Origin of the sequence: Streptomyces sp. NPDC094147 (assembly GCF_044764265.1) — a bacterium.
Lineage (GTDB): Bacteria > Actinomycetota > Actinomycetes > Streptomycetales > Streptomycetaceae > Streptomyces.
This window is the reverse complement of record NZ_JBIWHT010000018.1, coordinates 68,218-93,016: the sequence shown is the minus strand read 5'-3', so window position 1 is coordinate 93,016 and position 24,799 is coordinate 68,218. Positions and strand designations below refer to the sequence as shown.

At 70.8% G+C, this 24,799-nt stretch carries 21 protein-coding genes; 4 read left to right on the top strand and 17 right to left on the bottom strand.

The features are described from left to right. Positions 1-9: 9 nt before the first annotated feature. On the top strand, positions 10-1,041 hold the full coding sequence (argC, locus tag ACIQ8J_RS24430; RefSeq protein ID WP_403274284.1) for an N-acetyl-gamma-glutamyl-phosphate reductase: 1,032 nt from the start codon (positions 10-12) through the stop codon (positions 1,039-1,041). Between the two features lie 195 nt (positions 1,042-1,236). Here argC and ACIQ8J_RS24425 read toward each other — a convergent pair whose 3' ends face one another. Continuing rightward, on the bottom strand, positions 1,237-1,956 hold the full coding sequence (locus ACIQ8J_RS24425) for a TetR/AcrR family transcriptional regulator C-terminal domain-containing protein (RefSeq protein WP_403274286.1): 720 nt from the start codon (positions 1,954-1,956) through the stop codon (positions 1,237-1,239). Positions 1,957-2,205: 249 nt separating this feature from the next. Between ACIQ8J_RS24425 and ACIQ8J_RS24420 the strand changes: the two genes are divergently transcribed. Beyond that, positions 2,206-3,738, top strand: a complete 1,533-nt coding sequence (locus tag ACIQ8J_RS24420; protein ID WP_403274287.1) for an MFS transporter — start codon at positions 2,206-2,208, stop codon at positions 3,736-3,738. A gap of 375 nt (positions 3,739-4,113) precedes the next feature. Further along, positions 4,114-6,354 carry an MMPL family transporter gene (locus ACIQ8J_RS24415; protein ID WP_403274289.1) on the top strand — a complete coding sequence of 747 codons (2,241 nt, stop codon included), beginning with the start codon at positions 4,114-4,116 and terminating at the stop codon, positions 6,352-6,354. 184 nt (positions 6,355-6,538) lie between these two features. Here the strand turns inward: ACIQ8J_RS24415 and ACIQ8J_RS24410 are convergent, their stop codons facing one another. The 4 genes from ACIQ8J_RS24410 to ACIQ8J_RS24395 form a co-directional block, all read right to left on the bottom strand. Beyond that, a complete protein-coding gene (locus ACIQ8J_RS24410) occupies positions 6,539-7,738 on the bottom strand; it encodes a cytochrome P450 (protein WP_403274291.1) in 1,200 nt (399 codons plus the stop codon). A gap of 251 nt (positions 7,739-7,989) precedes the next feature. Beyond that, positions 7,990-8,826: a DUF4097 family beta strand repeat-containing protein gene (locus ACIQ8J_RS24405; RefSeq protein WP_403274293.1), complete on the bottom strand. Its 837-nt coding sequence runs from the start codon at positions 8,824-8,826 to the stop codon at positions 7,990-7,992. 84 nt (positions 8,827-8,910) lie between these two features. Then, the gene (locus ACIQ8J_RS24400; RefSeq protein WP_403274295.1) at positions 8,911-9,447 is read right to left on the bottom strand and encodes a hypothetical protein; all 537 of its coding nucleotides are present in this window, start codon (positions 9,445-9,447) and stop codon (positions 8,911-8,913) included. A 403-nt stretch (positions 9,448-9,850) separates the two neighbouring features. Beyond that, positions 9,851-10,624, bottom strand: coding sequence for a MerR family transcriptional regulator (locus tag ACIQ8J_RS24395; protein WP_403274297.1), 774 nt, complete (start codon positions 10,622-10,624; stop codon positions 9,851-9,853). Positions 10,625-10,866: 242 nt separating this feature from the next. Between ACIQ8J_RS24395 and ACIQ8J_RS24390 the strand changes: the two genes are divergently transcribed. Then, the gene (locus tag ACIQ8J_RS24390) at positions 10,867-11,745 is read left to right on the top strand and encodes an acyl-CoA thioester hydrolase/BAAT C-terminal domain-containing protein (RefSeq protein ID WP_403274299.1); all 879 of its coding nucleotides are present in this window, start codon (positions 10,867-10,869) and stop codon (positions 11,743-11,745) included. A gap of 148 nt (positions 11,746-11,893) precedes the next feature. Here ACIQ8J_RS24390 and ACIQ8J_RS24385 read toward each other — a convergent pair whose 3' ends face one another. The 12 genes from ACIQ8J_RS24385 to ACIQ8J_RS24330 all read right to left on the bottom strand — a co-directional run bounded on the left by ACIQ8J_RS24385 (position 11,894) and on the right by ACIQ8J_RS24330 (position 24,767). Continuing rightward, positions 11,894-12,298: a DUF4440 domain-containing protein gene (locus tag ACIQ8J_RS24385; RefSeq protein WP_403274300.1), complete on the bottom strand. Its 405-nt coding sequence runs from the start codon at positions 12,296-12,298 to the stop codon at positions 11,894-11,896. A gap of 206 nt (positions 12,299-12,504) precedes the next feature. After that, positions 12,505-13,302, bottom strand: coding sequence for an inositol monophosphatase family protein (locus tag ACIQ8J_RS24380; protein ID WP_403274301.1), 798 nt, complete (start codon positions 13,300-13,302; stop codon positions 12,505-12,507). A gap of 35 nt (positions 13,303-13,337) precedes the next feature. Beyond that, positions 13,338-13,478 carry a hypothetical protein gene (locus tag ACIQ8J_RS24375; RefSeq protein WP_403274303.1) on the bottom strand — a complete coding sequence of 47 codons (141 nt, stop codon included), beginning with the start codon at positions 13,476-13,478 and terminating at the stop codon, positions 13,338-13,340. A gap of 89 nt (positions 13,479-13,567) precedes the next feature. Further along, positions 13,568-15,427 (bottom strand): carbamoyltransferase, encoded by a 1,860-nt coding sequence (locus ACIQ8J_RS24370; protein WP_403274304.1) that lies wholly within the window; start codon positions 15,425-15,427, stop codon positions 13,568-13,570. Between the two features lie 153 nt (positions 15,428-15,580). Beyond that, positions 15,581-16,498 carry an SGNH/GDSL hydrolase family protein gene (locus ACIQ8J_RS24365; protein ID WP_403274305.1) on the bottom strand — a complete coding sequence of 306 codons (918 nt, stop codon included), beginning with the start codon at positions 16,496-16,498 and terminating at the stop codon, positions 15,581-15,583. Between the two features lie 39 nt (positions 16,499-16,537). Continuing rightward, positions 16,538-17,452 carry an NAD(P)/FAD-dependent oxidoreductase gene (locus ACIQ8J_RS24360; protein ID WP_403274307.1) on the bottom strand — a complete coding sequence of 305 codons (915 nt, stop codon included), beginning with the start codon at positions 17,450-17,452 and terminating at the stop codon, positions 16,538-16,540. After that, on the bottom strand, positions 17,433-18,740 hold the full coding sequence (locus tag ACIQ8J_RS24355) for an MFS transporter (protein ID WP_403274308.1): 1,308 nt from the start codon (positions 18,738-18,740) through the stop codon (positions 17,433-17,435). Before ACIQ8J_RS24355 ends, ACIQ8J_RS24360 begins: the two co-directional genes overlap by 20 nt. 47 nt (positions 18,741-18,787) lie before the next feature. Next, positions 18,788-19,681, bottom strand: coding sequence for a phytanoyl-CoA dioxygenase family protein (locus ACIQ8J_RS24350; RefSeq protein WP_403274309.1), 894 nt, complete (start codon positions 19,679-19,681; stop codon positions 18,788-18,790). Positions 19,682-19,739: 58 nt separating this feature from the next. Further along, positions 19,740-21,560, bottom strand: coding sequence for a carbamoyltransferase C-terminal domain-containing protein (locus tag ACIQ8J_RS24345; protein ID WP_403274310.1), 1,821 nt, complete (start codon positions 21,558-21,560; stop codon positions 19,740-19,742). 25 nt (positions 21,561-21,585) lie between these two features. After that, entirely contained in the window at positions 21,586-23,142 is a 1,557-nt protein-coding gene (locus tag ACIQ8J_RS24340) for a radical SAM protein (RefSeq protein ID WP_403274311.1), read from the bottom strand. A 173-nt stretch (positions 23,143-23,315) separates the two neighbouring features. Further along, positions 23,316-23,477: a hypothetical protein gene (locus ACIQ8J_RS24335; protein WP_403274313.1), complete on the bottom strand. Its 162-nt coding sequence runs from the start codon at positions 23,475-23,477 to the stop codon at positions 23,316-23,318. A 486-nt stretch (positions 23,478-23,963) separates the two neighbouring features. After that, positions 23,964-24,767 (bottom strand): polysaccharide lyase family 7 protein, encoded by an 804-nt coding sequence (locus ACIQ8J_RS24330; RefSeq protein WP_403274314.1) that lies wholly within the window; start codon positions 24,765-24,767, stop codon positions 23,964-23,966. Positions 24,768-24,799 lie beyond the last annotated feature (32 nt).

Below are 24,799 nucleotides of genomic sequence, written 5' to 3'. Positions count from 1 at the left end.
GGAGGACTCATGAAGAAGATACGAGCGGCAGTGGCCGGAGCGAGCGGGTACGCGGGCGGTGAAGTGCTGCGTCTGCTCCTGGGCCACCCCGATGTCGCGATCGGCGCCCTGACCGGCAACTCCAACGCGGGCCAGTACCTGGGCACGTTGCAGCCGCACCTGCTGCCGCTCGCCGACCGCGTCCTGGAGCCAACCACCGTCGAGGCGCTGTCCGGCCACGACGTGGTCTTCCTCGCCCTGCCGCACGGCCAGTCCGCCGCCGTCGCCGAACAGCTCGGCCGCGACGTCCTGGTGGTCGACATGGGCGCCGACTTCAGGCTGGCGAACGCGGCGGAGTGGGAGAGGTTCTACGGCTCCGCCCACGCCGGCACCTGGCCCTACGGACTTCCCGAACTCCCCGGCGCGCGGGCCGCGTTGGAGGGTTCCAAGCGCATCGCGGTACCCGGCTGCTATCCCACCGCCGTCTCGCTGGGCCTCTTCCCCGCGTACGCCGGGCGGCTCGCCGAGTCGGAAGCGGTGATCGTCGCCGCGTCCGGGACCTCGGGGGCGGGCAAGGCGGCCAAGCCGCACCTGCTCGGCTCCGAGGTCATGGGCAGCATGTCGCCGTACGGCGTGGGCGGCGGCCACCGGCACACCCCGGAGATCGCGCAGAACCTCAGCTCCGTCGCGGGCGAGCGGGTGACCGTCTCGTTCACACCGACGCTGGCGCCGATGCCGCGCGGCATCCTGGCCACCAGCTCGGCGCGGGCGAGGCCCGGAGTGACCGCGGAGGCGGTCCGGGCCGCCTATCAAAAGGCTTACGCGGACGAGCAGTTCGTCCATCTGCTGCCCGAGGGGCAGTGGCCGACGACCGGCGCCGTGCACGGCTCCAACGCGGTGCAGGTCCAGGTCGCGTACGACGAGAGCGCGCACCGGATCATCGCGGTCAGCGCCATCGACAACCTCACCAAGGGCACGGCGGGCGGTGCGGTGCAGTCCATGAACATCGCCCTCGGACTTCCGGAGGAGACGGGCCTGTCCACGATCGGCCTCGCGCCGTGAGCCGCACGGCCGGTCGCTGACCTCTCCCGTACCGCGTACCGCCGCCGTGGGCGGCACCCCAAGAACGCGCCGTCACCCACGGCGCCGCACGAAGGCGCCCCACCCACGAGCGGGGGCGCCGTACCAAGGCACCCCGACCCCGGGTGCCTCAAGGGCGTGGCGGCCGGGGCGCACCACAAGCCCCGGCCCGCCCGCTCAGGCCTCCAGCCCGTTGAGCAGCCGGTCCAGGCCGTAGGAGAAGATGTCCGTCGAGCCGCCGCCCATCGGGTCACCGGTGCGGCGCGACACGCACCAGGCGTGCAGTCGCGGGTAGGGCTGGGCGGCCTGTTCGACGGTCGGCCACAGGTCTTCGGCCCACTCCTGCGGGCTCTTGCCGCTGCGGTTGAGCGCCGTCAGCCACGCCGCCTCACTGGTGCCCATCCCGACGACGTACGCCAGCAGCGCCTTCATGGCATGGTCGGCCTCGTCCAGATCGCAGCCACCGGCCTCGAAAACGGCCAGCATGCGGTCGGTATTGCGCATCATGTTCGGGCCGAGCGACGAGAATCCGGCACGGCCGAGGACGGAAACAAGCCACGGGTGGCGGAGGATGGCGGCACGCAGACTCTGCGCGCTGCGCGCGGCCGCCGAGCGCCAGCCCTCCTCCTCGGCGTCCGGCACCATCATCTCGCCGTAGACCTCGTCCACGACCAGCTCGATCAGCTCGTCCTTGCTGGCCACGTGCGAATACAGCGAGGTGGCACCGGCGTTCAGACGGGCGCCCAGGCGGCGCATGCTCAGCGCCTCAAGCCCCTCGGCGTCCAGGAGCACGATCGCCTCGGCCACGATCTGTTCGCGGCTCAGTGCGGGCTGCTCGCGTCGTACGCGGCGCGGGCGGGTCCAGACCGATTGGATCAGCTGCTCCTTGGCAGGCATGTGGGGCCTCCTTCTTCTCTCGTCGCTTCAGGATAGCGCGTGAACCGCACGTTGTGCGGGATTGCGTACAGCGTTCGTGAGGCGTACAGTGTGCGCTAGATCGAACGACGTACACGGACGGCGGGAGTGGCTTGAATCGGACTAGTAACTAGATAAAAAACCGGCACGCTGGTTTGATGACCGCCTAAGCTCCCCCCCACCTGGGCGCGGCCCGTTCGCCTGGCCCACACCGTTCGAGAGGTTTTCAAGATGGAACGTCATCCGCGACGCTGGCTCATCCTGATCGTGCTGTGCCTAAGCACGCTGGTGCTGGTCATCGACAACATGGTGCTCACCGTGGCGGTCCCGCACGTGGCGGAGGACCTGAAGGCGAGCGCCCAGGACATCCAGTGGATCATCGAGTCGTACATGCTGGTCTTCGCCGGCCTCCTGCTCACCGCGGGAAGCCTCTCCGACAAGTTCGGGCGACGGCGAGTGATGATCATCGGTCTCGCGGCCTTCGGGGCCGCGTCGGTCCTGGCCACCTGGGCCGGCAGTCCTGAGCAGCTGATCCTCGCCCGCGTCCTGATGGGCGTCGGCGGCGCACTGATCATGCCGAGCACGCTGTCCATCCTCATCACCGTCTTCGACGACGAGGAGCGGCCCAAGGCCATCGCGGCCTGGAGTGCGGTGGCCATGCTCGGCCTGGTCGGCGGCCCGGTGCTCGGTGGTGCGCTGCTCGCCCAGTTCTGGTGGGGTTCGGTCTTCCTGATCAACATCCCGATCGCGTTCCTCGCGATCATCGCGGCGCTGATCCTGATGCCGGAGTCCAAGGGCCCCTGGCGCAAGGCCGACCCGATCGGCATGGTGCTCTCCATCGTCGGCATGGCCTCGCTCGTCTGGACGATCAACGAGCTGCCCAAGGGCGGTCTCGGCCACACCGGCACGCAGATCTCGCTGGCCCTGGCCGTGGTCGGCCTGGTCTCCTTCGCGATCTGGGAGAGCCGCGTCGAATCGCCGATGGTCCCGGTGACGCTGTTCCGCAACAAGATCTTCACCGGCGCCAGCTTCTCGCTCGTGCTGCTGACCTTCGCCAACGGCGGCCTGATGCTGGTGCTCACCCAGTACCTGCAGTACGTCCTGGACTACAGCCCGGTCCAGACCGGTCTGGCCTTCACGCCGCTGGCGGTGGCGACCCTGGCGTTCAACGGTGTCGGCGCCGGCCTGATCCCGAAGACCGGCAACCGTCCGATCGCCGTGGCCGGTCTGCTCCTCATCGCGAGCGGGTTCGCCGTCCTGTCGACGCTCAAGACCGGCGACGGCTGGGGCCCGCTGATCACGGCCATGGTCCTCATGGGTGCGGGCAGCGGTCTGGCGATGCCGGCGGTCATGTCGGCCCTGATGGGCGCCGTGCCGGAGGAGCACGCCGGTGTCGGCTCCGCGCTCAACGACACCATCCAGCAGGCCGGTGCCGCCCTCGGCGTCGCCGTTCTGGGTGCCGTCCTGTCGGGCACCTACACCAGCTCGATGCCGGGTTCGGCGCCGGAGACGGCCAAGAAGTCGATCGTCGACGCGCTCGCCGTGGTCGCCAGGACCAAGGACAGCGCGCTGCTCAACACCGCCCACCAGGCCTTCACCGACGCCATGTCCGCCAGCTTCCTGGCGGGTGCGGGCGGCGTCGTGGGCGCCGCGGTACTGGCCCTCTTCCTCATCAAGGGAGGCAAGGCGGACCCGGCCGCGGCCGCCGAGGCGGACTCCGTCGCGGACGTCGCGGGGGCCGGAGCCGTGGAGGCCAGCCACTGACCCGGGCGCAAGGCCCGGCCGGACAGCGGTGACCGCGGTCGGCGTGGCGATCCCACGCCGACCGCGGTCATCGCGCTTTTCCCGCCCGGGAGTTGAGACCCCGCCCCCCGCACCTTGGCGCCCCGTACGGCGGCCGCAGCGTCCCCGCCGCCTGCGCCTGGCGCCCGACCGGCGCCCTCGCCGCCCCCACCCGGCATCCCCTTTGCCCCACCTTCGACCATCCCGGCACCGCAGTTCCTCAAGGCTGACTAGACGCCGACTCAAGGGCCGCTAGTGAGCGCTTGAGGCCCTTTGAGCTCGGCCGATATCCTTAAGGAAACCGTCTGAGCGGTTTGCCCCATCCTGCTGTCCCCGACCAACGGGAGTCCTTTCGCCGTGGCTACGTTCCTCTACAAACTGGGCCGCTTCGCCTTCCGACGGCGGGGCTTAATGGCACTGCTGTGGGTACTGATCTTCGGCGGAGTGGGCTTCGCTGCCTCGTCCGCTCCGGCACCCCCGGCCGATACGTTCTCGATGCCCGGAACCGAGTCGCAGAAGGCCTTCGACCTTCTGCAGGCCAAGTTCCCCGCAGCCAGCGCCGACGGCGCGAGCGCCCGCGTCGTCGTCCGCGCACCCGACGGGCAGAAGATCTCCGCCCCCCAGCAGAAGGCCGAAGTGGCGGCGCTCGTCGCCGACTTGGCCAAGGGGCCGGACGTCGTCTCCGTCACCGATCCGTTCAAGACGAAGTCCGTCAGCAAGGACGGCACGACGGTCTACTCGGTCGTCACCTACAAGGTCGCCGCACCCAAGCTGACCGACGCGGCGCACAACGCGCTCACCGACGCGACCGCCAAGGCCCGCACCAAGGGCCTGACCGTCGAGGCCGGCGGTGACGCCGTCAAGGTGGACGGCACGATGGGCGGCACCGGCGAGAAGATCGGCATCCTCGTCTCCGCCGTCGTCCTGCTGATCACCTTCGGCTCCGTGCTCGCCGCGGGCATGCCGCTGCTCACCGCCCTGATCGGCGTCGGCATCGGCATCTCCGGCATCACCGCGCTCGGCAGCACCCTCGGTCTGTCCAGCACGACCTCGACGCTGGCGATGATGCTCGGCCTCGCCGTCGGCATCGACTACGCGCTGTTCATCGTCTCCCGCTACCGCGCCGAGATCGCCGAGGGCCGCGACCGCCAGGAGGCCGCGGGACGGGCCACCGGCACCGCGGGTTCGGCGGTCGTGTTCGCCGGTCTGACCGTCATCGTGGCGCTGGCCGGCCTGGCCGTCGTCAACATCCCGATGCTCACCAAGATGGGTCTGGCCGCGGCCGGTACGGTCGTCGTCGCCGTACTCATCGCGATCACGCTCGTTCCCGCGCTGCTCGGCTTCGCACCCGTCAAGGTGCTGCGCCGCAGGGACCGCAAGCAGCAGTACGGCAAGCCGCTCTCGGAGCGCCAGCAGCGCAAGGCCGCCAAGCGGGCCGCCAAGACCCGGCCCAACCTGGGCGCGCGCTGGGCGGGTTGGGTCCTGCGCCACCCGGTGGGTGTCCTGCTGATCGCTGTCGTGGGCCTGGGTGCCTGCGCCGTGCCGGCCGCCAGCCTGGAACTCGGGCTGCCCGGCGAGGGCACGATGGCCAAGGACACCACGCAGCGCAAGGCGTACGACATCCTCTCGGAGTCCTTCGGCGCCGGGTTCAACGGCCCGCTGATGGTCACCGTCGAGGCCAAGGACGCGGCCTCCGCGGCCGACGGCGTCAGCAAGGCCCTGGCCAAGGAGCAGGGGGTCGAATCGGTCTCCCCAGCCACGGTCAACAAGGCGGGCGACACCGCGATCATCAACGTCATCCCGACCACCGGACCGACCGACAGCAAGACCCAGGACCTGGTCCACTCGATCCGCCACACCGTGACCGGCCTCCAGGCCGGCAACGGCTCGGAGATCCTGGTGACCGGCCAGACCGCGATGTTCATCGACTTCTCCAAGACGCTGGACGACGCGCTGCTGCCGTACCTCGGGCTCGTGGTGGGCCTGGCGTTCCTGCTCCTGATGGTGGTCTTCCGCTCGATCCTCGTACCGCTGAAGGCGGCCCTCGGCTTCCTGCTGTCGGTGAGCGCCGCACTCGGCGCGGTCGTCGCGGTCTTCCAGTGGGGCTGGCTCGCCAAGGTGTTCGGCGTCGCCCAGCCGGGCCCGATCATGAGCACGATGCCGATCTTCATGATCGGCGTGGTGTTCGGCCTCGCGATGGACTACGAGGTCTTCCTGGTCACCCGCATGCGGGAGGCGTACGTCCACGGGGCGCGGCCCGACGAGGCGGTCGTCACCGGCTTCCGCTACGGCGGCCGGGTCGTCAGCGCCGCCGCGATCATCATGGCCAGCGTCTTCTCCGGCTTCATTATGGAGAACAACGACCTGATCAAGATGATCGGCTTCGGCCTCGCCGTCGCCGTCCTCTTCGACGCGTTCATCGTCCGGATGACGATCGTGCCCGCACTGCTCGCGCTGCTCGGCAGGGCCGCCTGGTGGCTGCCGAGGTGGCTCGACTGGCTGCTGCCGAACGTGGACGTCGAGGGCGAGAAGCTGAGCCGCACCACGCCCGCCTGGATCCCCTCGCAGCAGCACCGGGAACACGAGCTGGTGGACTGAGAACCAGCCCTACCCGTACGTCGTACGCTCTTGCGTACAGCGTATGAATGGCCGTACACTGTTCAGACAGGTCGGCGCGCCGCCATCCCCCGTCGGCGCGCCGACCATACGGACCGCAAGGCTCGGACGGACGAACGTGAAGGGGCCGGGATCGCTCAGCGATCCCGGCCCCTTCACGTTCGCTCTACCAGGTGACGGGGAGGCGGTGCACCCCGTAGACGTCCATGTCGACGCGCAGCGGCACCTCCTCGGGCGGGACGGCGAGCCGCAGTGTCGGGAAGCGGTTGAACAGCGCCGGAAGCGCGACCCGCATCTCGACGCGGGCCAGTTGCTGGCCCAGGCACTGGTGGACTCCGTGGCCGAAGGCCAGATGCCCGGTGGCCTTGCGGCGCAGGTCGAGGGTGTCGGGGTCGGCGAACTTCGCGGGGTCGCGGTTGGCGGCCGCCACCGAAATGGTCACCGACTCACCGGCCTTGATCAGCCGGCCGTCCAGCTCGACGTCCTCCAGCGCCGCCCGGACCCCGGTGTGGGCGATGCTCAGATAACGCAGCAGCTCCTCGACCGCCTGGTCGGCGAGGTCCGGGTCGCCGCGCAGGGCGGCGGCCTGCTCGGGGTGGCTCAACAGGGCGTAGGTGCCGAGCCCGATCATGTTCGCGGTCGTGTCGAGCCCGGCGGCCAGCAGGAAGCTGCCGATACCGGCCAGTTCCGCGTCGCTGAGGTCGCTGGAGGTCAGATCGCTGAGCAGGTCGTCGGTGGGGCGGGCCCGCTTGGCCAGCACCAGGGCGTGCACCACTTCCTGCAGCGCGGTGTACGCGTCGAACTGCTCCTCGCGCGTGGAGTCCACGCCGCTCAGGGTCGCCGCGTGACGCTGGAAGACCTCGCGGTCGCCGTGCGGAACGCCGAGCAGTTCGCAGATCATCAGCGCCGGGACGGGATGCGCGTACGCCTCCACCAGGTCGACCGACGGGCCCCGGCGCTCCATCGCGTCGAGGTGCTCGGCGGTGATCTCCTCGACGCGCGTGGTGAGTTCACGCATCCGGCGCACGGTGAACTTGCCGGCGAGCAGCCTTCGGTAGCGGGTGTGCTCGGGCGCGTCGATCCCCGTGAGGTCGCCGAGGGGCGCCGGGGGGATCTCGCTGATGCCGCCCGGGAACGGGTAGTGCATGAGCTCGTACCGCGAGCTGAAGCGGGGGTCGGCGGTTAAGGAGCGGACGGTGGCGTGGCTGGTGGCCAGCCAGCCGATGTGCCCGTCGGGGTAGCGCATCCGGCTGAGCCCCTCCTGCTCGCGCAGCCCCGCCAGTTCACTCGGCGGATCGAAGGGGCAGCCCTTGGGGCGGGCGGTGGGCAGCTGTACGGGGCCGTTGCTGGACGGTCCGTTTTCCATGGTTTCCTCCGGTGTGTGTGAGGTGTACTGAGCAACGACGTGCGCCTGAGCCGCGTCACCCCAGGGGGTGACGCCTGGCGGGAAATCGCCCGCGGCGCTGGATTCGGGCAGCACGAAGCCGTGCCCGTGGCTTTGTGGGCCAACTCCGGGCCGGCCGGGGGCAGTTGGACGGTTGGGGGCGTGGGAGCCGGATCCCGGGTGCAGTGCCGGGGCGGATCAGTGGCGGCGGATCACGTGGTGCCGGGGGTGGGTCAGGGGCGGCGGATCACGATGTCGCCGACTCCGGTACGGGCGCGCACCTCGACGGTCTCGTCGGAGGACGCGGGTCCTTCCGACGCCCCGATGGAGTTGCGCACGCTGCCGATCCGGGTGTTCACATCGAGCCAGGCGGCCGTGGACTCGCGGATGCCGATCTCCAGGTCACCGGCCGCGGTCTGCAACACGACCTGGCCGCGCGCCACTTCGCCGACCCGGATCCCGCCGCTGGCGGACTTGGCGTCGACGCCCGCGTGCGCGATGCCCACGGAGATGCGGCCGTTGGACGACTTCGCGCGCAGATCGCCGGTGACCTCCCCGACGGTGGTCTCACCGTTCCCGTTCTTGACCGTCGCCGTGCCCGCGATCTCGCCGACATCGATCCGCCCGGCCCCGGTGACCTCGGCGTCGCCCGTCACCCGGTCCACGCGGATGTCGCCGTGGTCGGTGTTGAGCCGGACGGCGGCCGCCTCGTCGATCTGGATGTCACCGAGCGCGGTCTTGAACCGGACGTCGCCGAACACGCCCGCGCAGGTGAAGTCCGCCATGGACGAGGCACCGTGGACGTCCGATCCGGCGGGCAGCTCGATGCTCACCTCGATCGACCCGGCCTTGCCGAACAGGGACCGCTTCCGGGGCCCCTTGACCTGCAACTTGCCGCCCGAGCAGGTGACTTTGGTCTGCTCCGCGGCCAGGACGTCCGCCTCGTCGGCGCTGCTGCTCGGCAGCACCTCGACCACCGTGGCGGTGCGCTTGCCCGCGGTGACGCGGGCGGTGCCGACCTCGAATTCGAGGGTGACGGAGATGGGTTCGGGGGTGTCGAATTCAGGCATGGCTGTCCCGTCCTCATGGCTGTGGTGTGCGTTCCCGCTGGTGGGGCGGGTGAAGGGTGAAGTGGGGTGCGGTACGGGTCCGGGCTAGCGGACCCAGCCCGTGAAGCCCTGTCTGCCCAGCTGGCGGGCGCGTCCCTGCGATCTGCTGGGCTCGGCGGGCTCCAGGGCGGTGGCGACGGCCCGGACCAGCCAGGCGTTGACCGAGAGGCCCTCCTGCGCCGCGGCGTCCTCGACCCGGTTCTTGAGGTGGCCGGGGAGGCGGAAGTTGATCCGCGCGGTGCTTCCGTCGTCACCCTCCGCCGGGACGGGGGCCAAGGGCGCCCGCGCCCCGCTCGGCGCGCTGTCGCGCTCCCGCGCATCCTCATACGCCTCCTGGCCAGGCGGCGGTGTCACCACGAACTCGGGGTCGAGCCCGCGCAGCCGTACGTCGACCGAACCCGGCGCGAGGTCACGGGTGACCTCACCCATGGCCGCGGACAGCGCGTTGAGCAGGGTGAGCCGGGCGGCCGACTCCAGCGGAGCGGTGAGCCGCTCGGCCAGGGCCCGCGCTTCGGCTCCGCCCGCGTCCGCGGCGACCGCGAGCTCGTGCCGGAGGTGGTCGACATACGGAGTAAGGTCCATGACGCCATCTTGGCACCATGATGGCGTCATGGCAACCCGCGATGGCGCAGGCGTGGCATCCCTGGGGCCAGTCGGGGCGGGAAAAGGTTTCGGCTACCGGCGGCGCCGTCGTCGCAGGCGGCGGAGGTGTTCCTCGCAGCGGCCCGCGCGTCGGCCGGCCGTCCAGATGCGGCGGGCCCAGCGCACTGCCCGGCGCGCTTGTCGGCGGGGGTCCATCACGCGGCCTCGTGGTGAGCGGCAGGTGCTTGCTGCCACGGGATGCCGGGGGAGTCGCCGTCGAACTCGTCCATGAATCCAGGGTGGTGCGCCCGACCGCCCGGCGCATGCCGGAGCGTGCCCGCGCGGTGGCGGAGTGGTCGTGCGAGCCGGGGGTCTGCAGCCCCCCGGCAAGGTGAGCGGTGGGTCAGCTCAGCCGGGCGTCGGCGTAGGCGACCATGGCGTCGCGCTGGTACTCCGCGAGGCCTTCAGCGATCTTGTCGAAGTTGGTGCGGAACCGCGGGTCCTCGGCATAGGTCTTGGCCAGTCCCTTGTACGCGGCCGCGTTCGGCGACCAGAACCGGCAGACGCCCCGGTAGTGGGCGTCCACCACGTCCTGCACCGCGGGATCGGTGACCGGGGTGCCGGCCACCATGAACTCCGCGAGGCGGATCATCTGCGCCGTCGCCTCGCGCTGCCACAGCTCCGTGTCCTCGCCGGTCATCGTCTCGACGGCCTGCCGGGACTGCTCCCACGCCTTCGGCCACCGCTCGCGCACCTCGGCCTCGATCGCGGGGGACGGCTCGAAACCCTCGAACAGGTTCTCCGGCCTGTTGATCTTCGTCATGGTGTTGTCGTCCCTGTCCTTCTTGGATTCCTCCAGTTCGGCGATGGTGCGCCCGACCGTGCGGGCCAGCGTCTCCAGCCGGTCCCGCTCCCGCAGCAGCCGCTCGTGGTGCTCGCGCAGCACGGCCACCCGGTCGACCTGGCTGTCCAGAACCGCCTGGATCTCGCGCAGCCCCAGGTCCAGCTCCCGCATCAGCAGGATCTGCTGCAGCCGCAGGAGATCCGCCTCCTCGTAGTAGCGGTGCCCGTTGCTTCCGATCCACGCGTGCGGCAGCAGACCGATCTCGTCGTAGTGCCGCAGCGTCCGGGACGTCACCCCGGACATTCGAGCCACGTCCGCGATCGACCATGCCATGGCCGTGCCTCCCATCGCCGGGCCGGTCTCTCCGGCCCCACAACCGACCGTACGAGTTGACGCAGCGGCAACCACAAGTCCGACCCGGCGTCCGGATCGTGCCACATGCGGGGATCTGTTACGGGTCACTGAGACCGCTGGACCATTGAGACGGCCGGACGGTGCAGACCATGGGAAACCTGCGCGCCTGGGGGAGGCGCGCCTGAGGGAAGATCTTCGGTGAGTCCGCCGATGGGAGGCCCGTGGAGATCACCGTGGACACGTTCACCGCGCCCTGGGAAGGGGTGCTGGCAGCGCCAGTTGGGGGCAGCACGGTCGGGGTGCTGGTGCTGGCCGGTTCGAGTGGCCGTATCGAGACCGGCCGCTGTCAGTTGCTGGCGCGAGCCGGGATGACCGCCCTGTCGATCCGATGGTTCGGCGGCGCCGGGCAGCCCGCCGGAATCTGCGAGGTCCCGCTGGAGACCTTCACTGAGGCGATCGACTTCTTGCAGGCCAAGGGGGCAAAGAGGATCGGTGTGCTCGGGTCGTCCAAGGGCGCCGAGGCCGCTTTGCTGCTGGCTGTCCGCGATCCGCGGGTCGACGCGGTGGTGGCGGTCTCGCCCACGTCCGTGGTCTGGGCGAACCTGGGCCCCGGCGTCGACGGCGAGAGCCGCCCCTATCGCTCCGCGTGGACATGGCGGGGCGAGCCCGTCCCGTTCGTCGCCTACGACGACGACTGGACCCCGGCGGAAGCGGACGGCGAGCCCGTCGCCTACCGGCCGCTCTACGAGCGCAGCCGGCAGACCTTCGCCGAGGACGCGCGGCAGGCCGCGATCCCGATCGAGCGGTCCACGGCGGAGGTCCTGCTCGTGGCGGGCGGGGACGACGAGATGTGGCCCTCGCTGGCCTTCGCGCAGGAGTTGGCGTCACGCGGCGCCGCGACCGGCCGCGCGGCGCAGCTCATCAGCACCCCGGACGCCGGGCACCGCCCGCGCCTGCCGGGGGAGGGGCCGCCTGCTCCCTCCGGCCGGTTCCGCTACGGCGGCACGGCGGAAGCGGACGCGGTCCTCGGCGCGAAGGCCTGGCCGGACATCGTGGCCGTCCTCACCGGCCGCAACGGCCCTGCGACCGCCCGGCCCTGAGACGCATCCCGCACCGGCCGACACGCCCGCGTACGCGAGGTTGTCCGGTGCGGACAGACCTGCCGTCCGACGCCATACACCAGCCGGGACCTGTGCGTGAGCGCCCTCCACCGCCCTCACCGTCTCGGCTCCGCACGTGGTCCGGGCCCTATACGTCGTCCCAGGCCATCGAGCTCATCCGCCACCCGGCAGGCGTCCGCACGAACTGAGTGGTCTTGTGACCCGAGCCCTCGAACCATGTGCCGTCGCGGAAACCGGACTTGCGATATTCGCTGAAGCGGTGGGCGATCGACCCGAACACTTCGGTCCGCTCGGCGACTTCCCATTCCGAGAACTCCGTCAGCGACCCATCGGTGAGGATCTTCTCCCGGGGCTCGATGAAGCCGTCGAGATCGTAGACAACGGGCTCACCCCCGACGTTGCTGATGATCATCCCTTGCGGAATGAACACCTCCCGGACGATGCCGACGTCGGGCGCACGGCCACCGGTGTTGGTGAACGCGCCGAGAAAGGCACGCATCAACTGGTCGAGCTCGCCCTTGACTTCGGACACAAGCACCCCTCCCGTGGAAAACCGCCTCGCTCTTGATCGTCACCTACGCCGGGCGTCCCCGCAAGGCCGATGCATGTGGTCAACCAGCACAGGGGGCTGCCCAACGTGAGGGCGTCACGAAGCGACCAGGGGCAGACCGACCGCCCCACCGGCCGCCGATCGCGCGCCCTGCGGGCCGTCTGAGCGGACAGCCACGCCAGTTCCAGCTAGCTCCGGCTACCGATCATCGACATCAGCAGCCCGTGGGTTTCCGCGTCGGCGGCCGCCACCAGTCCGCGGCCTGCCGGTCCGAGCGGGCCGCCGTCGATCCCGGTGACCACGCAGCCGGCGGCCCGGCACAGCGCGATGCCCGCGGCGAAGTGCACGCTCCCGGACAGGTCGCCGCCGTCGGTGACGTACGCGGCACGCTTGCCGGCGGCGACCCAGGTCAGCGCCAGCGTCGTGGACACGACCCGCGGGCGGAACCGTTCGACGAACCCGGGGTGCGCCAGCAGGTCCACCGCCCGGAAGCCGGGCGCGCTCGGGAACGGCGGGTCCAGATTGACGTCCACCAGCTGGGTGGCCGACGTGGGCGCAAGGCGCGCGTCGGCCCCGTCGTGCCGCACCCCGGCGGTCTCACCGTCGGTGAAGAAGACCTCCCCGCTGAACGGGTCGGCCACCGCCGCCGCCCCGTCGCGCAGCGCCACGTTGACGGCCACCACCATGTTGCCCACGGCGTAGTTCAGGGTGCCGCACAGGGGATCCACCAGCCACTGGCGCACCGACTCGGCGGCACCCTGCTGCCCGCCCTCCTCGCCGAGCACCGCGTCATCGGGCCGGGCGGCACGCAGGACGCCGAGAATCGTCTTCTCGGCCTCGACATCGGCGGCGGTGGCGAAGTCCCCGGCACCCTTGTCGATACGGGTGAGTCGCCGGCCGTACATGGCGCGCACCACGTCAGCGCCGGCACTGGCCGCAGCCATCGCAACCCCGGCATCGTCAAGGCCCGCGTATGAGTCGATCATGTCGCGCAGAATACCGGCGGCAGCCGTCCCCTGGATCAGCCGCCGTCGACGAAGTGCCAGTACGTCGTGGCCTCCGGGCGCAGCCGCCGGGCCAGGGGGTCGGCGATCAGGCGGTGCAACCGGCCCCACGGCGTGATGGCCAGGTAGTAGAAAACAGCGAGCAGAATCCGGCGCACGGTGGTGCACCTCCTCGGGATCGGGTGGCGGGCGGGTGCGTTGGCGGGTGGGACGTGGGTCGGAGGCCGCCCCACGGGAGAGCCCCCCCTCAGTCCACCGGAATCCTCGCCCGCCAGTCCCCCTCCTCCTCCCACACCGGCTGCGCCTCCTTCATCAGCAGGAACCCCCCGATGGCCAGCGCGTCGATGTTGGTCCGCATGAAGCAGGCGTACGCGTCGTCCGGGCTGTTGACGATGGGCTCCCCGCGTACGTTGAACGACGTGTTGATCAGCACCGGGCAGTTCGTGCGCTCCTTGAAGGCGAGCAGCAGGCGGCGCAGGTGCGGGTGGGCCGGGCCGACCGTCTGGACGCGGGCGGTGCCGTCGATGTGGGTGACGGCGGGCACGGTCGACCGGGGAACCCGCAGCAGGTCGAGCCCGCTGCTGCCGGCCGGCACCTCGTGGTCGAGCCGCTGCGCCGCCGAGACCCGGCTCACCAGGAGCATGTACGGGCTGTCCTGCCGCAGGTCGAAGTAGTCCTTGGCGTCCTCGGCCAGGACGGCGGGCGCGAACGGGCGGAAGGACTCGCGGAACTTGGTCCGCAGATTGAGTGCCGACTGCATACCGGGATCGCGGGGGTCGGCGAGGATGGAGCGGGAGCCGAGCGCACGGGGCCCGAACTCCATCCGGCCCTGGAACCACCCCACGATCTTGCCGTCGGCCAGCGCGGCGGCCACCTCCCGGGCCAGCGCGTCCGGTTCGAGGCGGGTGCGGGGCGCGCCGAGGCGGTCGAGACAGGCGGCGATCTGCTCGTCGGAGTACTCGGGCCCCAGCAGCGCCCCCGACATGGCGTCCCGACGGGACTTCGGACGCGGGCCAGGATGGTGACTGCCCGTCAGGTGGGAGCGGGGCGCGCCCCGCCCGTGGGCGACCGCGAGCGCCGCGCCCAGCGCGCCCCCCGCGTCCCCCGCCGCCGGCTGCACCCACAGCTCGTCGATGCCGGCCTGTTCGACGACCTTGCCGTTGGCCACGCAGTTGAGCGCCACCCCGCCTGCCATGCACAGGCGTGATTCTCCGGTCAGTTCGCGCGCGGTCCTGGCGAGCCGGACCACGACGTCCTCGGTGACCTGCTGCACGGAGGCCGCGAGGTCGAACTCCCTTTCCGTGAGAGGGCCTTCGGGCTGCCGACGGGGGCCGCCGAAGAGTTCCTCGAAGGCGCGGCCGGTCATGACCCGGCCGCGCAAGTACTCGAAATAGCGGACGTCGAGCCGGAAGGTCCCGTCCGGCTTGATGTCGATCAGCCGCTCGCGGATGAGCGGCGCGAAGCGCGGCTTGCCGTACGGCGCCAAGCCCATCAGCTTGTACTCCCCGGAGTCCACCTTGAAACCGCAGAAGTAGGTGAACGCCGAGTACAGCAGGCCCAGCGAGTGCGGGAAGCGCAGCTCGGCCAGTTGTCGCAGTTCGGTGTCCCGGCCGTGCCACAGCGTGGTCGTGGCCCACTCCCCGACGCCGTCGATGCACAGGACGGCGGCGGTGGGGAACGGACCGGGGAAGAAGGCGGAGGCGGCGTGCGATGCGTGGTGGCGCAGGGACATGACCGGGGGTACCGCGCGGCCGCCCCGGGCGAGTTCGTCGCGTACCGCGTCCGCGGCCCTGCGCTTCCAGCGCAGCCACGCGGGAAACGAGCCCTGGAAGGCGGACAGGGCATGCGGGGCGGAACCGGCGAACGTGGCCATGACCCGGCGGAACTTCAGCGCCGGGTCCTCGTAGTACGCCACCGCCGACAGGTCGCCGAGGGCGACGCCGCCCGCGTTCAGGCAGTACTCGACGGCCTGCCGGGGAAAGGACGGGTCGTGACGGCGGCGGCTGAACCTCTCCTCCTGGGCCGCCGCGACCGGCACGCCGTCGGCGACCAGGGCGGCGGCGCTGTCGTGGTAGTACGCCGACAGGCCAAGGACCAGCTCCGTCACGTTCCTGTCCCCTCCTCGGATGCGGGCGGCCGGTACGGTCAGAACATCGGGTAGATGGAGGCGTCGTCCTTGGGCTGCGCCTTCAACTTCGGTTTGCGGCGCAGCAGTCGGTTCAGTACGTTCCGCAGCCGTGTCATCGTGACCTCCTCCGCGCTACGACAGGTCGAGGTGCTCGGCGAGCACGCGGGCCACGGTGTCGTACCCGGCGTCCACGCAGTGCACGCGGTCCACGAACAGCCAGTCGTCGGCGGCGACCGCCTCGCCGAGCGCGGGATTGAGGTCGAGGAAGCCGACCCCGGCGCTCGCGCAGCCCTCGCGCAGAGCCTGCGCGTAGCGGCGGCCGACCTCCATCGAGGCGATGTCGTTGTGCAGCCGCCGCCAGTTGGAGACATCGTCCAGTTCGTCGAAGAGCGCCTTCTCCTGCGGGGCGGGCTCGTCGCGGACCCAGGGGGCCAGCGGTTGCAGTACGAAGGTGAGGCGGGCGCCGAACGCCGTGGCGAAGCGCTGCCAGCCCCGCAGGTGACGTACCGTCAACTCGCTTGCGCGGGCGATGCGTTGATCCGGTGTGGGCACCTGTTCCGGCGCCGGGCCGCATTCGAAGAAGGCGCCGTGGCGGCCCTGCTGGGACTCCGGGAGCCTGCTGAGGACCAGGTTGTTGACACCCGACAGCACGACGATCTCCTCGACCTCGTCCAGGTGGTGCTGGAAGAGGGTGCTGAGCATCAGCTCCTGTACGGAGTTCAGGCTCTGGCCCGCGAAGTTCAGCCACGGCCGCCCGGGGGCGTAGCGGCTGCCCAGGCGGGAGGGGACGGTGGCGTGGTCGCCGGTGGCGCCGACGCCGAAGACGGCGGAGCTGCCGGCCAGCAGCCGCACCGGCCCCGGCGGCCGCTCGCCCGCCACGGAGGCCGTCCGGCCGTCCGCGGCGTGCGAGATCCGGAAGCCGCACGGGTCGGTGCTGTAGACCGGGGTGCTCTCGTTGCCGTACTGGAAGAAGCCGATGTACGGCTGGTCCTCCAGGACGAACGTGTAGTGCTCCATCTGGGGCGTCAGTTCGGCCCGTGGGGACTTCACGGCGGTCTGCCCTCCTTCTCACCTCGTCAGGGGTACGGGTTACAGGTCGTACAGGGCGCCGGGACGGTCCTCGCGGATGAGGTCGGCGTTGATGGCCATCGCGGCCAGCGCGCCGCTGGCCGCCGCCATGGCCGCCTGCTGCATGTTCTTGCCCAGGTCGCCGGCGACGTAGAGACGCGGCAGCGAGGTGCGGCCGCGCTCGTCGGTCTGCACCTCGGTGAGGTCGTCCGCCCGGAGCCAGGGGCGCAGCGGCCGCACCCTCGGCTCGGTCTCCAAGTGCGTGAACAGGGCGGTGAATTCGAGGGACCGCCCGTCGTCCAGCTTGACGCTGACGCCGTCGGGATGACCGGCGATGCCGAGGACCTTGTCCGCGACCGTGGGCACCCCGGCGGCGGCGAGCCGGGCCTGCTCGTCCGCGGGCAGCTCGCGCTGGTCGGAGAGATAGGTGAGGGAGGACGCCCACACCGTGAGGGTCGCGGCCAGGCACTCGCTGGGCACCCCGCCGCCGTAGACCCCGAACGCACCGTCGCGCACCTCGTAGGCGTGGCAGTACGGGCACTCGAAGACGCTCTTGCCCCACAGATCGGCGATGCCGGGGAGGTCGGGCAGGATCGAGCGCACTCCGGCCGCGTACAGCACCGTACGGCTGCGCACTTCGAGGCCGGACCGGGTCACGGTGACGACCTCGTCGCCGTCGGGCGACACCGAGGTCACCTCGTCGTCGCGGAACTCCACCCCGTATCCGGCGATCTCGGCGCGGGCCCGCTCCCGGAAGTCCGCGATGGTCACACCGTCGTTGGTGACGACGTTGTGCATGACCCCGGCCGCCATGTTCCGTGCGTCGCCGGAATCGATCAGCACGGTCCGGCGGCGCGAGCGGCCCAGGTACAGAGCGGCGTTCAGGCCCGCGGGGCCGCCGCCGACGATCACGGCGTCATACGGAGTGGCTGTCATTGTCTCCTCTTTCGTCTTCTGTGTTCCGGTGGTGCGAGCCCGTGGCGTCCGCGAGATCCTGGGTCAGGACGACCTTGCGCAGCGGGGCGAGCAGGACGAGGGCGCCCACGATCAGGGCGGCTCCGAACGTCACGAAGACCGTGGCGACGGAGGAGAAGCGGGCGAGCAGACCGCCCAGGGCCGCTCCGACCGGCATGGTTCCCCAGGAACACAGCCGCGAGACGCTCATCACGCGCCCCTGGAGCTCGGCGGGGGCGAAGCGCTGGCGCAGGGACAGGACGGGGATGTTCCAGCTCATCATGAACACGCCGTTGCACAGCAGGGCGGCGCCCACCGCCACCACGTTCCCGGCGAGTCCCATCGCGATGTACGCGCTGCCCGACAGCACCAGCGACGCCATCGCGAGGGGGATGGTGGGCACCTGCTCGGCGAGCCGGCCGGCGAGCCACGTGCCGAAGACCGAGCCGATCGAGCCGACGGTGAGCAGCAGTCCGTAGCCGACGGCGTGCAGGCGCAGTGGTCCGTACGCCAGGAGCACCAGCATGGAGAAGGTCGCCGAGTACACCAGGCCGTACAGCGCGCTCGCCGCGAGGGTGCGGGCGAGCGCCGCGCGGCCGAGCACGAAGCCGACGCCCGCCCGGATCTCCCGCCACATCGAGGAGCCGGCCCGAGCGCTCGGGCGCGGCGCCGGTACGGCTCCGGCGAGGCCGGTCAGCAAGACGGCGGCGACCGCGTACAGGGCGCCGCCGGTGGCCAGCGCGAGAGTGGCGCCGACACCGACGAGGAGCCCGGCGAGCGGCGGGCCCGCCATCTCGTTCAGGATGACCTGCGGGGCGAGCAACTGCCCGTTGGCGCGCTCCAGTTGCTCGGGGGCGACGATCGCGGGCAGCATCGCGGGACCGGCGGTCTCGGCGAGCGTCTCGGCCATTCCGAGCACGAAGGCGAGCGTGTACAGCAGGGGCACCGAGCCCCCGGCGGCGAACGCCGCGATCGCCCCCAGCAGTGCGACCGTCCGCACGACGTTGCTGAGGAGCAGCAGGCGGCGGCGGTCGTGGCGGTCCACCAGCACACCCGCGGGCAGCGCGAACAGCAGCCAGGGAAGCATGTTGACGGCGGTGAGCCCGGCCACCACCAGCGGCTGGGGATGTCCGGCGACCACGAGCAGGGGCAGCAGCGTACGGGTGATGCCGTCCCCGGCGTTGGAGGCCACCGAGGACGACCAGAGCCAGCGGAACGGGCGTCCCAGCCGGGGCGCGCCCCGCGTGGCCGGAGGATCTGCCGTGGTCAAGAAACCTCACTCTGATCTGGTGCCGGAACCGGTGCGCGGTGCTGCGTTCAGGCGGACCAGCTGCGCAGACCCAGGAGCCGTTCACCGAGCGGGGTCAGCTCGGCGCGGTCGTACAACTCGCGTTCCCTCTTGCGGGGTCGGCCGTGGTGCTCGTGCTCGTGCGGCGGGATCCGGTCCCGCCAGAAGGCGATCCGGGTGTCGCGCAGAGCGGTGTCGTCCTCCAGGGCCGGGGCCATGGAGATGTACTGGGCCATGCGCACCTGGTCCGCCGAGCGGTTGGGCCGCACGCCGTGCGGCAGCAGGCTGTTGAAGATGATGAGGTCTCCCGGGTCCACCCGGGGGGTGACGATCTCGTGGCCGGTCAGGTCCGGGGTCATCGGGTCGCGGTCGGCGGGCTGCTCGGCGAGCCAGTTGTCGAGCTTCTCGAAGATGCCCGGCACGCACTGGAACCCGCCGATGTCCTCGTTGCCGGCGCTGAGCGACAGGACGCCCTGGCAGCTGATCGGCAGCGGGCGCCGCGAGGTGTCGACGTCCCAGTGGACGAAGCCCTCGAACTCCCGGGTGCCGCGGTTGGGCGGGTTGACGTTGGCGAAGTCGATGACCACCCACAGGTCGGTGGTGTCCCAGAGGTCGACGAAGGCGTCGTACAGGCGCGGGGTCTGCCGGTTGTCCCACATGGCCTGGTGGTTGTAGATCTCCACCAGACCGCTGTGTCCGGGCAGCCGCTGACTGGGGGCGTCGCTCTTGTACCAGGTGGCCTGGTCGTCCGGGTCCATGTCCTCGAACGCGAACAGCGCCTTGGTCAGCCGTTCGACGTGGTCGGCGGGGACCGCCTGGCGCACGATGACATAGCCGAGGGTGATCCACTGCTCCCAGTCCTGCGGCGACAGGGTGCGCAGGGGCAGCCGTTTGCGGACGTCCCTGAGCTGGGTGGCTTCCATCGAGCTCCTCGTTCCGGTTGGTGCGGTGGGATGTCGGCGGCGCGTACGCCGGGCGGGGTCAGGAGTGGATGACGGTGCGCTCGTCGGCGAGTACGACCGCGTCCAGCGGGGTGCTGTCGAGCAGGGCCAGTGCCTCGTCGAGGCTGTTGAGGATCGGGCGCCCGCCGGCGTTGGCGCTGGTGTTGATGACGACCGGCAGTCCGGTACGGGGCTGAAGGGCGAGGCACAGCCGGTGCAGCAGCGGGTGTTCGGCCCGGGTCACCGTCTGCAGGCGGGCGGTGCCGTCGATGTGCCGGACCTCGGTCAGCTCCTCGGCGCGCTCGGGGCGCACCCGTACGGCGAAGAGCATCCGGTCGGTCTGGTCGAGCGGACCGCTGAAGTACTGGCCGGCCACCTCCACCGGGCACAGCGGGGACACCGGGCGGAACCACTCGCGGTGCTTGATGGCCTGCGAGACGTGCTTGCGCGCGCCGGGCCAGTGTGGGGAGATGAGGAGCGAGCGGTGGCCCAGGGCGCGCGGGCCGGTCTCCATGCCGCCCTCCAGCCAGGCCACGCAGTGCCGGGAGGCCAGCAGTTCGGCGACGCGGTCGATGAACTCGGCCTCGCTCGCCAGGACTTCACGGCGATGACGGGTGTCGGCGGTGGTGGTGATGAGCGCGGGGCCCGCGTAGGCGGGCTCGGCGTCCGCCGCGCGGCGGGGCCGGTCGTCGGCGTTCGCGAGCGCCAGGGCGGCGCCCAGCGCGATGCCCGAGTCGTCGCAGCAGGTCGGGATGTGGATGCGGTCGAACAACTCGGCTTGTGCCAGGCGGGAGTTGGCGAGGATGTTCAGGGCGCAGCCGCCCGCGTAGCACAGCACCCGGTACTCGGGATAACGCTCGCGCAGCGCCGTGACCAGATGCAGCAGGTCCTGCTCCACGGCCGCCTGCACGGTCGCGGCCAGATCGCGGCAGACCGCGTCCTCGGGGCTCTTGCCGACCACGAAGCGGCGACCGGACGCGGCGCGGATCTCGTCGGGGAAGATCCCGCCGTAGGAGTGCACCACGTCGTCGTCGGTGGCGTCGGCGAGCAGCCCGTCGAGATAGCCGCCGGCCTCCTCGTCGTACTCGAACCAGTTGTCCGCGTAGCGCAGCGCGCTGCCGACGGGCGCGGTGGCGCCGAGCGGCGCGAACAGCGCGTCGGTGCACCGGGACCGCTCCCCGATCATCATGGCCCGCACCACCGGCAGCAGATCCGGGTCGACCTCGCCGGTGGCGGCGAGACCGAGGAGCTTGCCGGTGTCGAACTGGCCGCCGTGGACGCGCCGGGCCAGCGCCTCGTACAGCAGGCCGAAGCGCGGGCCGGTGCGGTTGTCGAACGACCGGACGGGGACCAGGTCGTCCCCGTCGCCGAGGCAGACCATGCCGCACTCGGCGTAGTTGCCGGTGCCGTCCAGGGCCAGGGTGAGCGCCTTGGACTCGCCGGAGGTGTAGTAGGCGAGGGCGGCGTGCGCGTAGTGGTGGCGCACCGCGGTGACGGGCACCGAGCGGGTGGCACCGGTGAGCGCCCACTCCACGGACTTCAACGGGCGCAGGACCGACGTCGCCAGCGCCTTGCCCGGCCTGCTCCAGGTGATGTCCTGCCCGACCAGTTCGGTGAGCTGGCCGGGCAGGATCTGGCAGGCCGGGGTGTACCAGTCGGACACGGCGATGCCGGTGACCGGGCCGCCGGCCCGCGCGAACAGCGTGCCGATCCAGCCGCCGACCTCCTGGGCGAACGTCTTGTTGCCGCCGCACACATGGCGGAGTCCCACCTGGCGTTCGGCCTCGATGACGTGGACGCCGGCGGCCTCGGCCAGGGCGGCGCCACCGTCGTGTCCGAAGTTCAGACCGATCGTCGGCATAGGGTGCAGCTCCCTCTCAACGGCCTCAAACGGCGGAGACGACCTGGGCGTGGTGCCGTTCGAGCAGTCCCTGCACGGTTTCCCGCATGTAGGCGCAGTACCCCGGTGACATGACCTGGATCGACCCGTTCTCCTCCTCCAGCGCTCCGGCCGAACCGCCCGAGCAGGTGCCCTGGAGCTCGCAGCCCTGGCAGCCGGGCCCGTTGGTGTAGGCGCGCATGCCGTAGTCGCGGTAGCCGGGGGAGTTGAAGATGCCGCGCCAGTCGTCGATCGAGCCGAGCTTGCGCGCGGTCGCCTTGCAGGCGAAGACGCTGCCGTTGGGCTCGATGGACAGCTGCCGGCCGACGGCCGGGCAGGTCTTGTAGTCCGCCTGGGCGGCCCACTTCTGCTCGTCGGCGATCATCTGGAACGTCTGGTACCAGTAACCGCTCAGCTGCACCCCGCGCTCGCGACCGTAGTCGACGGCCGAGAGCAGCCGCTGGGCCACGTCGTGCGGACTGTGCTGCTGGAAGAACTCGTTCGCCTGGAAGGAGACGATGACGTCCAGGGAGTCCAGGCCCGCCTCGGCGACGAAGTCGATCAGCGGGGTGCCCCACTTGTCCCAGGTGTACTGCGACAGCACCGTCGTGATGCTGACCGGGACACCGGCCGCCTTCATGTCGAGGATCGCCTTGCGGACCACGGGCCAGGCGGTGCGCTGCTGCTGCCCGCCGCGGAACTCCCCGGTCTCGGGGACGAGGTAGTCGATCGAGACGGTGGTGGAGACCTGGTGCTCGGCGAGCGCCGCGAGCAGCTCGGCGTCGATCCGCGAGCCGTTGCTGGTCATGTCGTACGAGAGGCTGACGCCGTCGTAGGACTCACCGAAGGTGCGCAGGATGTGCAGGATGGTGCCGCGCGCCAGCGTCGGCTCGCCGCCGAAGAACGACACGGTGAGCTCGCCGCCGCCGTTGGCCTTGCGCAGCGCGACGGCCTCCCGCAGGGTCTTCTCGGCGACCTCGGCCGACATGTGCATCGAAGGGTTGCGGCCGCCGTCGGTGCCCTCGTTCCAGTCGCCCTTGGCCAGGGTCGGTCCGGTGTCGCCGCGCGTCGCGCGCAGCTCGACCAGGACGGGGCCGGGCTTGACGGACTCGCCGGAGTGGTTGCGTTCCTCGACGCCGCCGTCGAAGTTGTAAGCGAAACAGCCCTGACAGCTGAAGTTGCACGCGTTGGTGAGGACCAGCTGGATCGAGGAGTGGAAGACGCCCGTGCTGAGCGCCTCGCCGCGCGTGGACAGCAGCGCGTCGATCTCCGCCGCCTCGTCGTAGCCCGCCGCCACCAAATACTTGGCCTCGATGAGGCTCTCCACGGTCTCCTTGTCGGCGCGCTCCCACAGCTTCTCCAGGGGCAGCCCCTCGGAGGCCGTACGCAGCAGGTCGATCGTGTCGCGGTCCACCAGCCGGGCGTTGCCGAACAGGGAGTGGAAGGCGATGGTGCGATCGTCGTCGAAGTTCTCCAGGCGGCCGCCGAAACGCGAGAAGTCGCGGTCGTTCGCTGAGCGCAGGGTCCGTACGTAGCGGGAGGACTGATAAACCGGGGTGGACATCGGCGTGCTTCCTCCTGGGAGTTTCACGGTGTGCGGCGGGAAGCCTCAAGGAGAAGGAGCGAACGAGGGGCCCGTCGTGGTACGGGAAAACCGGGACCCACCGCCACCGGGAAGACAGCGTGCTCAGACCGACCCTGTGACGACAGGCCCCGGGAACAGGAGCGGCGACGAGCTCAGGCCCGCGCGCTCGTCTCCTCCGCCTTCGCGGTGGGAACCGACTCCGCCTTGGGAAGCGGGGTGATCGTCGGCGCATTGCCCTTGTCGGTCGACACGAACCCGCAGGGCCGTGAAGACGCGGTGGGTGTCGGGTTGTTCATCTTGGTGACTTCGGCCATCTGGGTCACTCCTCGCCGTGAGATATACGGTGCGTGGAACTACCGACGTGCCAGCCAAGCACGGCCCCGGCCGGAGCGAGAACTTTCTTTCTGGCCATATGGCCCGGCCGCCCGCCCACCCGGCCGCGCCCACAACCTCCGCGCCCCAGGGGCCCCACCCGCCACCCTCCCGATACCGCACGGGCCGCGCCCCACCCAGCCCCCAACTGCGGTAACACGTCCGCGCGTTGGGCGCAGAGCCCCCGAACCACGGCTGGCCCACAAGCTTCCGGAGCGACCGGGCGCATGCGCCGGAGCGGGGGACAGACGGACCATTCCCGACGGTGGTCAAGGCCGGTATCCCTCTGGACATGGACGGCCCTTACGCGACCACTCCGGTCGCCTGTGGACCGCCGCGACCACTCCGACAATGGAGTGAGTAGTCATCGCGGCGAGGCCGGCGCGCCTCCCTCGATCTGCCAGGTGCTTCCGGGCGGGCCGGTCGGCTCAGCTGTGCGAGACGATGAGCTTGTAGAAGGCGACGCGGGCGCCCTTGGTGGTGCTGTTGGAGGACGACTGGTTGTAGGAGCCGGCCTTGAAGTACTGCTGGTAGGCGTCGAAGGAGGACGGGATCGGGTAGTGGGTGGTGCTTCCGTTGACCGTCAGGTCGAGGGTGTGCCCGCCCGAGACGCCGATCGTGTAGCTCCATGTTGTGCCGACCGGCACATGGCCCACGGCGTGTCGTGTCTGGCCGCCCGAGGGCGAGTTCTCGGTGCCGAGGGAGATGTCGCCGTTGGAGTCGTAGTACAGCTCCACGAGCGGCTTGGTGGACGAGCCACCCGTACCGAGGTGGATCTGCCCGACACACACATGGGAGGTCACCGACACCACGCGCAGTGTCGCGGCGAGGCGGTGGGTGCCCTGGAGCGACCAGTCCGCGGCGCTGCCGTCGCGGTTCATCTCGCGCAGTTCGGAGCGGGCGTAGTTGGAGTTGGGTGTGGTGACGCCCTTCTCGGGTGCCCAGAACGTCATCGCTCCGTCGTGGCTGTCGGTGTAGAAGTACGAGTCCTGGAACCCGTTGGCGCCCTGAAGCCGGGACGAGGGGATCGTGGTCGGCGAGCCGGGCGAGCCCACGGGTTCCTGGAGCTCCCACACCGACAGGTCGAAGGCGCCGCCGGGCGCGGTCTGTCGCGCGGTCTGTACGGCGGGGTGCGGGACGGCTGGTGCGGCCGACGAGGCGGGCGCCGCACAGGCCAGGCTGGTGGCGGCGGTCGCGATGGCCAGGGGTGTGAACAGTGTGCGTATGCGCATGGGGGGCTTCTCCGCATAGATGTTCAGAACCA